The organism is Photobacterium lucens (genome assembly GCF_009873615.1).
Taxonomy (GTDB): Bacteria; Pseudomonadota; Gammaproteobacteria; order Enterobacterales; family Vibrionaceae; genus Photobacterium; species Photobacterium lucens.
In genome coordinates this window covers 1-6,805 of the sequence record NZ_SSMG01000256.1, presented here as the reverse complement: position 1 = coordinate 6,805, position 6,805 = coordinate 1, and the positions used below count along the sequence as shown (strand labels likewise).

The following is a 6,805-nucleotide window of genomic DNA, read 5'->3' as shown; positions in this document are numbered from 1 at the left end:
ATTTATTTATAATAATGGAGAATGGGTACCTTCTAAAGTAGAGTAATATTCAGATTAATATATTCAATCTTTATGATTACTGCATTGCTCAAACCAAGCCCCTAGCACTTCAGGGGCTTTTTTATTATCTCCATTACTCGGCGTTCATTCAGAATCAAATTCAAACTTACTGTACTTCAGTGCTTACTTTCATCCCCGCTCTCTGCTGTTTTTTGTGTCCAACCTTTAGGTTTGATCATTTATCTGGGTTATTTCACTATGGTTTATCGGAACGTAAAGTAAAAGGCCAAATATTGGGCCGCCCGAAAGGATCAGCCAAACGCTTAAAGCTCGATGATAAACGTGAAAAGATAGAAAAGTATCGGGCAATGGGGGGGAATTAGAGCGACTGCAAAGTTATTAGATATTGCACCAAGTATATTGAGTTATTATTTAACACATTGATATATAACAAAAGAATAAGTTACACAACTTACGTAAGTTAAGTAACTTATGTAAGTTATTTTGAGGCGGCTCCACTAAGGCACATCAACCGAGCAGCGTATCACCGCTGCACCACTCAGGCTCTACAACGATGAGCGACAGATCCCGCGATTACTTCATTGATAAGCGTCTGTACCAACTCTATACCCGACTACGTGAATGTAACCCTAGCGTATTGGAGATGGTGAATGCGCTTAACTTTGTGCTTAAGCAATACCCTGCATTAGGGCCAGTGATTGCTACTTGTCACGATCTGGAATGTTTTATTGAAGCGGTAGAAAGTTACGAGCAGGAGGGGGCGCTATGAGTCAGCCGTATTATATGGCAATAGCCAACACCATTTTAAGCCAGCTCGGCGGTAACCGTTTTATTACCATGACCGGCGCAAAACATTTTGTTGGCCTCACCGAACCTGGGCTGCAATTTGATTTACCTACTGATACGGGGGCAATCAACAAAGTGACACGGTTACGGGTAATTTTGGATCCGTGTGATACCTACACGGTGATCAGCTTTCGTAAAAAGCGAGGTCAACTGGAATACATTGAAGTCACACGCCAACCGGGGATTTACTGCGACATGTTAGAGGATACTTTCACAGAAATGACGGGGTTGTATACGTCGTTGTAGGAGTGCGGTAAGTGTTAAAAAGCCCTGCGTTGCAGGGCTTTTATATAGCGTATCTAAAGATGAATAAAAAAATATCCTTTAGATACGGACAGAATTTATTGATGGATTTATTATGGATTTAGTTTTTAATCAAAGAGATATATTGTTTTATGAATTTGCCTAAAACAACACCAACCGAATTTTGCAGAGCGTATATTGAAAGAGATTTGCAAAATTTTATTGAAAATAATAAGTATAAAGATAGACAAAAAGTTATGAAGCAAATGCTCTTAAGGAGTGATGAGCTTTCTATTATGTTTCGAGAGTTAGTTGATGCTTTTGGTTACTCCGACAAAATGGATAGTCCACATTTATGGCTTACATTTGAACACATTTGGGATAGTTATGAATTGGCTCAAGAATCTATTGTTGCTTCAAGGGAAATGCTTAAGTCTATTAAGAAAAACACAAAAGATATTATCGAGCTAGCTCAAAAACTGTCACAAGCTCTTAGAGAACAAGAAGAGTTATACAGAAGTTCAGGGTTCTGCAAACAAGAGTATCAATCAGTTTTTGACATGATAGAGCAAGGTGGTAAAGATAATGGGTATTATGAATTCGCACTATCAGAAAAACTTCGCTCATTAGATGGTCAATTTGATTTAAAATACTGGCCTAAAAGAGCGGATATAGTTGAGTCTATAGCCTTATTTGAATCTAATTTACAAGAGCCTGAGCATAGCATTATTCCAGATGTTGTTATGAAAGGAAGAGTCTCAAATATCAAAGATTTTGTTTTAGCTTTTGATAGTGCATTTGATGAACTTAATGATTTACCTGACGGATTTAGATTTAGTAACAATGCTTTGGCTGAAATTATAAACGTAGTTTTAGATGTACAAGTAGATAAACTTGTTACAGCTGATGCTATCCGATTGGTAAGAAATCGCTATTGATTATGATATACCCAGCAATATAGACTCTAAATTAATTTACTGTAATCTATTAGTAGATAGGCTAGAAAACGATGAGGTATGGTTTTTTAGCCATATTAATGGTGTTTATTGTTGTCGCTCTTCGTTAGCGAATATAGTTAAAAAGTATTTTAATTCATATAATTGTTCTCTCTTGTTTGGCGTCAGTTTGATGATCATATAAATGAAGATGAAGAAGCACATTCCAGCTATACCAATAAGAGCTATAACTTTAATATCAAGGTTTTTCATTGTTGCAACTAAAATTGATATTGAGAATGTGACTAAAAAACCAATTATTTTTTCTATACCAAGTCCGCTATTCTCACTGATTAGTATCCTTGCATTGAGTATTTCTAATATTCCTTCTATATGAGATTTTTTTATTTCGTTTAAACTTAAAGTTCTATGGAACTTTAGATCCCTCGCTTTTTGATCTTTATTATCTTCCGGAGGTACTTGTGATAGTTCATATTCTGAATATTCTTCTTTTGTATAAATACTCTGAGCTTTGATGATTAAAACAAGACTAATAAATTCAAATAATATAGTGGCGCCTAGATATATATAGTAATAATCCCAGTCTTTTTTGTAAGCAGAGTAAATGGATGAATATAAACAAAAGCCAAAAAGTATTAGAGAGAATAAAATTGATATTTTAAATTTTATTCCAATCGCTTTTAAGCTTTCTCTAAATATAGCTATTCTTGTACACTCTTTAGTGTAGGCATTAAAGCATATTTCCCATTTGTTCGTATTGTTCAATATTGACAGCCTTAAATACATTTGTGATTGAAAGTGATAATACGCTACTTATCTATTATTATCAGCTGGTTAACATGTGATTTCGTTGATTTATGATGGTTTTATCACTTTCGGACACTCCGAGAATAAGGCCCGCCAGCGAGACGCACCATTCATTGCAAACCACACCCTTACACCATCACGTTAAAGCGCCTTCGTGTGAAAAGCCGCAATGCAAGCATCGCTCACACCAAGGCAACGTCATGGTGTTATCGGGGCGGTTTTACATTCATTCTGCCGCTGGCTAGCTTAGGAGCTTGCTTCCAACCCCTATCCCCAATCTTGGGGAAGTTTACGCTTCGCGCAAACAAGAGCCGTTCGCACCGTAATGGCTCACACTCTTAGGTTTAATTGCATTGGTTTGTGGTTCGCCATTACCGTGCGTTTGGGTATCGTGGGTGCTGGCGCTTCATAATTACGGCTACTTGGTGCCTTTTGCTGGCACAAAGCAGCCTTAACATAATGGTTTTTATGCGAAATGTTACGTGCCTAACCCCAGCAAGCTGGCGGGCACTGGGCACAACGCATAAAACGGCAATTATGTTAAATTTTCCGCGCTCAGTTTGGCATCGGTGATCGATTTGGCCACAAGCCAACATCAAAAGCAAAGGCGCAGCGTGGCTGCACCCTAGCAGGCGTTGCCTGCAAACATTCACGTCAGTTCGGTGGCATTTTGCTTTTTGTGTGCGTTGGTTGTCTGCCGTCTTGGCCTTGCGGGCCAATTATCTCGCGCTTCGCACATCGACTCCCACAACCTCCCCCGCCCGCCCAGGGTATCCCGCTCAGAACCAATAAAGGGTGTCTACGCCTTTGGCTTTACCTATCTGGTTACAGGCTTTATTTACTGTGTTTATCGGGCGGTCTACGGGGGCTTGTCGTTGTGGTAAAGCAAGATCAAAAGCAATAAAAAAGCCTGCTGGCGCAGGCTTTTTTGTTAGTTAACTATTTTTAATGTTGTTGGTTGTGTTGAACTTTTTGTACCGGTTACATTGTTCATTTTTGAAATTAGTTCTAAACCAAAATAGTTATTATCAAAAGTTAAAGCTCTTAATTCATCAAGCGGCAAGTTTAATTCTTTTAATAACTCAGACCTCTTAATTCCTTTATTCCTTAAAGCGTCGAATACTTTTGTTAGTATAAGTGATGTCTCTCTTTGCTCCATTCCCTCAGGCTCTTTAGTTCTTCCATACTTTCGAGATAAAGCTATATTTAGTTGCCTGTAATGCCATTCTGTTGAAATATTTAAATCAAAAGTTCGTCTTATTAAAGCTGCAAGTGATACTTTCCATTTTTTCTTCAGTTTTATTAAATCATCAAGTTGTGGGTACTCTGATATTGTTGCCACAACGCTTGCCGCTGGCATTAAAAATGCGGATGCAAACTTGTCTGCTTGTTCTTCTGCTTCTCGCCCATTATTTGAAGAATGTTTGTGAAGAACAAGGTGGCCTAATTCATGTGCAGCATCAAATCTACTTCGCTCTGGCGTTTTCATTGTATTTAGAAAGATGAAAGGCTTTTCATCAAGCCAAAATGAAAAAGCATCTACATCAAGGCAGTTCTCGGCAAGTGAAAAGACTCTGATCCCTTTTGATTCAAGTAAGTGAATCATATTTGATATCGATAACTCACCTAGCCCCCAGTGTTCTCTGAGTAAAGTCGCAGATATTTCAGGTTCAGCGAACTTTTCTTTACTAAAATCTAAAAGGTCATGATTCAGTAGACTAAATTTACTTTCAATCCAATCATTTAATTCAAGCGCAATTGAACCAGCACTTAATGCCGCATCTCTTTTGGTTGCGCTCAATTTGGTCATAGCTCTAAAGCTGACACCATTTTGTTGAAGCAATTCAAGGTTATCTTGGAAAAAAAACTCTATTGGATAATTTAGAGCTGCTGCAACTTTACTTAAAGTGTTCTCATCAATAGATTCTAAAAAACCTGCATTTTCATAAGTTGAAAGTGTTCTAGTTGTTATGCCAGATAATTCAGCAAGACTTTTCTTTGTCATGCCTCGTCGTTCACGTGCAAGTTTTAATCGTTGTGAATTAAACATCATTTTTCTTAAATTTTAAGTTCAATTGGTATATCTATGTCTGCATTAAATGATTGGGTCAAAGTAGAGTCATCGATATCAATTGGTTTGTTAATATCAAGGTCGATAATGATTCTATTTTCACGATCAAATCCAGTAACATAGCCTTTACTATTAAAAGAAATTGGCTTGGTTAGTTCAGCCATAAGACTATTATTGTCTTTATTGAAATAGTGTAATAAGAACCAAATTTCACAATTTATTGCATTGTTTGCTTGCTTTTTGGGTATAAGCTCTTCAAACATATCGTAATTTGGGCTTTCAATTTGATTTAAATTAAAAAGATCCAAGGTGAAATCACCCTTGCTTGTCTTAGATTGAGGTGTACCGTTCTTTAGCCCTGTTTGGTTACAGCCTGAACATAAGTAGATTGCCACTCCTAGATCTTGGTTAATTGTTAGCTCTATATTTCGGATAGATTCGCCAACAAAACCTTTGTCTTTCAGTAATTCACGTAATGCTCTTACTGTTTCGTTGTAAAAATATTGCCCACCGCCAGTTTTTGGATTGTTTTTTGTCATACTTCGACGTGAACTTAAGCCTCTTAATAGAGCTGTTCTTAATGTTTCTTCTGGCATATTTAATGATTGTAGCTGTTCTTCTTTTTGAGAAAGAAGCTGTTCTTCTTTTTGGTATTCAGTAACTTTAATGTTTAACACGTTGGATCACCTAGATTTAAGATTTCCTGTATTTTAACCTCGTTTGAGGGGGTAAAACAAGAAATAGGTTTTTATGTTTTCCTTCTTTAACTTTAATGTATACCCTAACGAAACCACTTCCCATCGCCTCTCAACCCTTACCGCTTCATTTGTGAAACCATCTATACTAAACTGATTTAAGAAACTAACTTAAATTAAACCAGTTTAGGGAAAACCATGCTGATCCGTGCTTACCTTCGTGCCTCAACCACCGAGCAAGATGCCCAACGAGCAAAAGAAGAACTCAAAGCCTTTGGCGCCAAATTTGGTAGTCGTATTGCTGGCTACTACATCGAAAACCAATCTGGCACCAAGTTAGAACGTCCTGAACTCAACAAGTTGATAGATGACAGCGAAGCCGGTGATGTGTTGCTGATTGAAAAAATGGATCGCCTCACTCGTTTACCTTGGCTTGAATGGAAAACCTTAAAAGCCCGTATCATGGAAAAAGGGTTGGTGATTGTAGTGGCAGATCAGCCGATGACGCATGCAGTGTTCAGTTCGGGGGAACAAAACAGTATTACCTTGGCTTTAACTGAGTTTATGTTGGATTTGGGGGCCGCGATGGCCCGTGATGATTACGAAACTCGCCATAAACGCCAAGCGCAAGGCATTGCGAAAGCAAAAGCGGAAGGAAAGTACCGTGGTCGCCGTGTGAATGAATCCCTGCATCAAGATATTCGGGATCAGTTAAGCCTTGGGCGGAGTTATTCAGAGATACAGCAGAAGTTAGGGTGCAGCAGGGCAACGATAGCGAGAGTGGTGAAGTCATTAATTTGATATTAAAAACAATATATTAAGTTTTTGGTATAGTATACTGTCAACTTTAAGAATGCGGCATCATTGTTAATAATGTAAGTTGGTTTAATATTCATGAGAAAAGAAAGACCTATTAAGATTTTTTACCTTAGTGAACTTAAAAGATTATTTAAACGGTTAGGATTAAATCGGTTAAATTTTTTGCATATCTTGATTAAAGTTATTGTATCTATTATATCACATCCTATATCTACCGCTTTAATTGTATTTTTTCAATTGGTGGCTGGTGCTATTTTAGGTGCTAACTTAGGTACTAATTTTAATTCATTTAAAAGTAGTTTAAATTTTGATTCTATTGATAATATAAAACTGTCAATTATTAATAA

Annotated in this window: 8 protein-coding genes; 5 read left to right on the top strand and 3 right to left on the bottom strand. The window is 37.4% G+C overall.

What is annotated here, in order from left to right; genetic code table 11:
• The first annotated feature begins 574 nt into the window (after positions 1 to 574).
• The 3 genes from E5A76_RS11075 to E5A76_RS11065 all read left to right on the top strand — a co-directional run bounded on the left by E5A76_RS11075 (position 575) and on the right by E5A76_RS11065 (position 2,048).
• Positions 575 to 790, top strand: coding sequence for a hypothetical protein (locus tag E5A76_RS11075; RefSeq protein ID WP_161118967.1), 216 nt, complete (start codon positions 575 to 577; stop codon positions 788 to 790).
• Positions 787 to 1,113: a hypothetical protein gene (locus E5A76_RS11070; RefSeq protein WP_202443270.1), complete on the top strand. Its 327-nt coding sequence runs from the start codon at positions 787 to 789 to the stop codon at positions 1,111 to 1,113. The genes E5A76_RS11075 and E5A76_RS11070 overlap by 4 nt, the downstream gene beginning before the upstream one ends.
• Positions 1,114 to 1,262: 149 nt before the next feature.
• Complete coding sequence (locus E5A76_RS11065; protein ID WP_161118966.1) at positions 1,263 to 2,048, top strand: hypothetical protein; 786 nt, start codon at positions 1,263 to 1,265, stop codon at positions 2,046 to 2,048.
• Positions 2,049 to 2,153: 105 nt separating this feature from the next.
• On the opposite strand, the gene E5A76_RS11060 is transcribed toward E5A76_RS11065, so the two are convergent.
• From E5A76_RS11060 to E5A76_RS11050, 3 genes are all read right to left on the bottom strand, one after another.
• On the bottom strand, positions 2,154 to 2,831 hold the full coding sequence (locus E5A76_RS11060; protein WP_161118965.1) for a hypothetical protein: 678 nt from the start codon (positions 2,829 to 2,831) through the stop codon (positions 2,154 to 2,156).
• A 973-nt stretch (positions 2,832 to 3,804) separates the two neighbouring features.
• The gene (locus tag E5A76_RS11055) at positions 3,805 to 4,923 is read right to left on the bottom strand and encodes an ImmA/IrrE family metallo-endopeptidase (RefSeq protein ID WP_161118964.1); all 1,119 of its coding nucleotides are present in this window, start codon (positions 4,921 to 4,923) and stop codon (positions 3,805 to 3,807) included.
• 8 nt (positions 4,924 to 4,931) lie between these two features.
• Complete coding sequence (locus E5A76_RS11050; protein WP_161118963.1) at positions 4,932 to 5,621, bottom strand: hypothetical protein; 690 nt, start codon at positions 5,619 to 5,621, stop codon at positions 4,932 to 4,934.
• Between the two features lie 216 nt (positions 5,622 to 5,837).
• On the opposite strand from E5A76_RS11050, the gene E5A76_RS11045 reads away from it, so the two are divergent.
• Both E5A76_RS11045 and E5A76_RS20490 read left to right on the top strand, forming a co-directional pair.
• Positions 5,838 to 6,440 (top strand): recombinase family protein, encoded by a 603-nt coding sequence (locus E5A76_RS11045; protein WP_161118962.1) that lies wholly within the window; start codon positions 5,838 to 5,840, stop codon positions 6,438 to 6,440.
• Positions 6,441 to 6,533: 93 nt separating this feature from the next.
• Positions 6,534 to 6,805 (top strand): hypothetical protein (locus tag E5A76_RS20490; protein ID WP_222932518.1); only part of this gene is annotated, 272 nt, incomplete at its 3' end.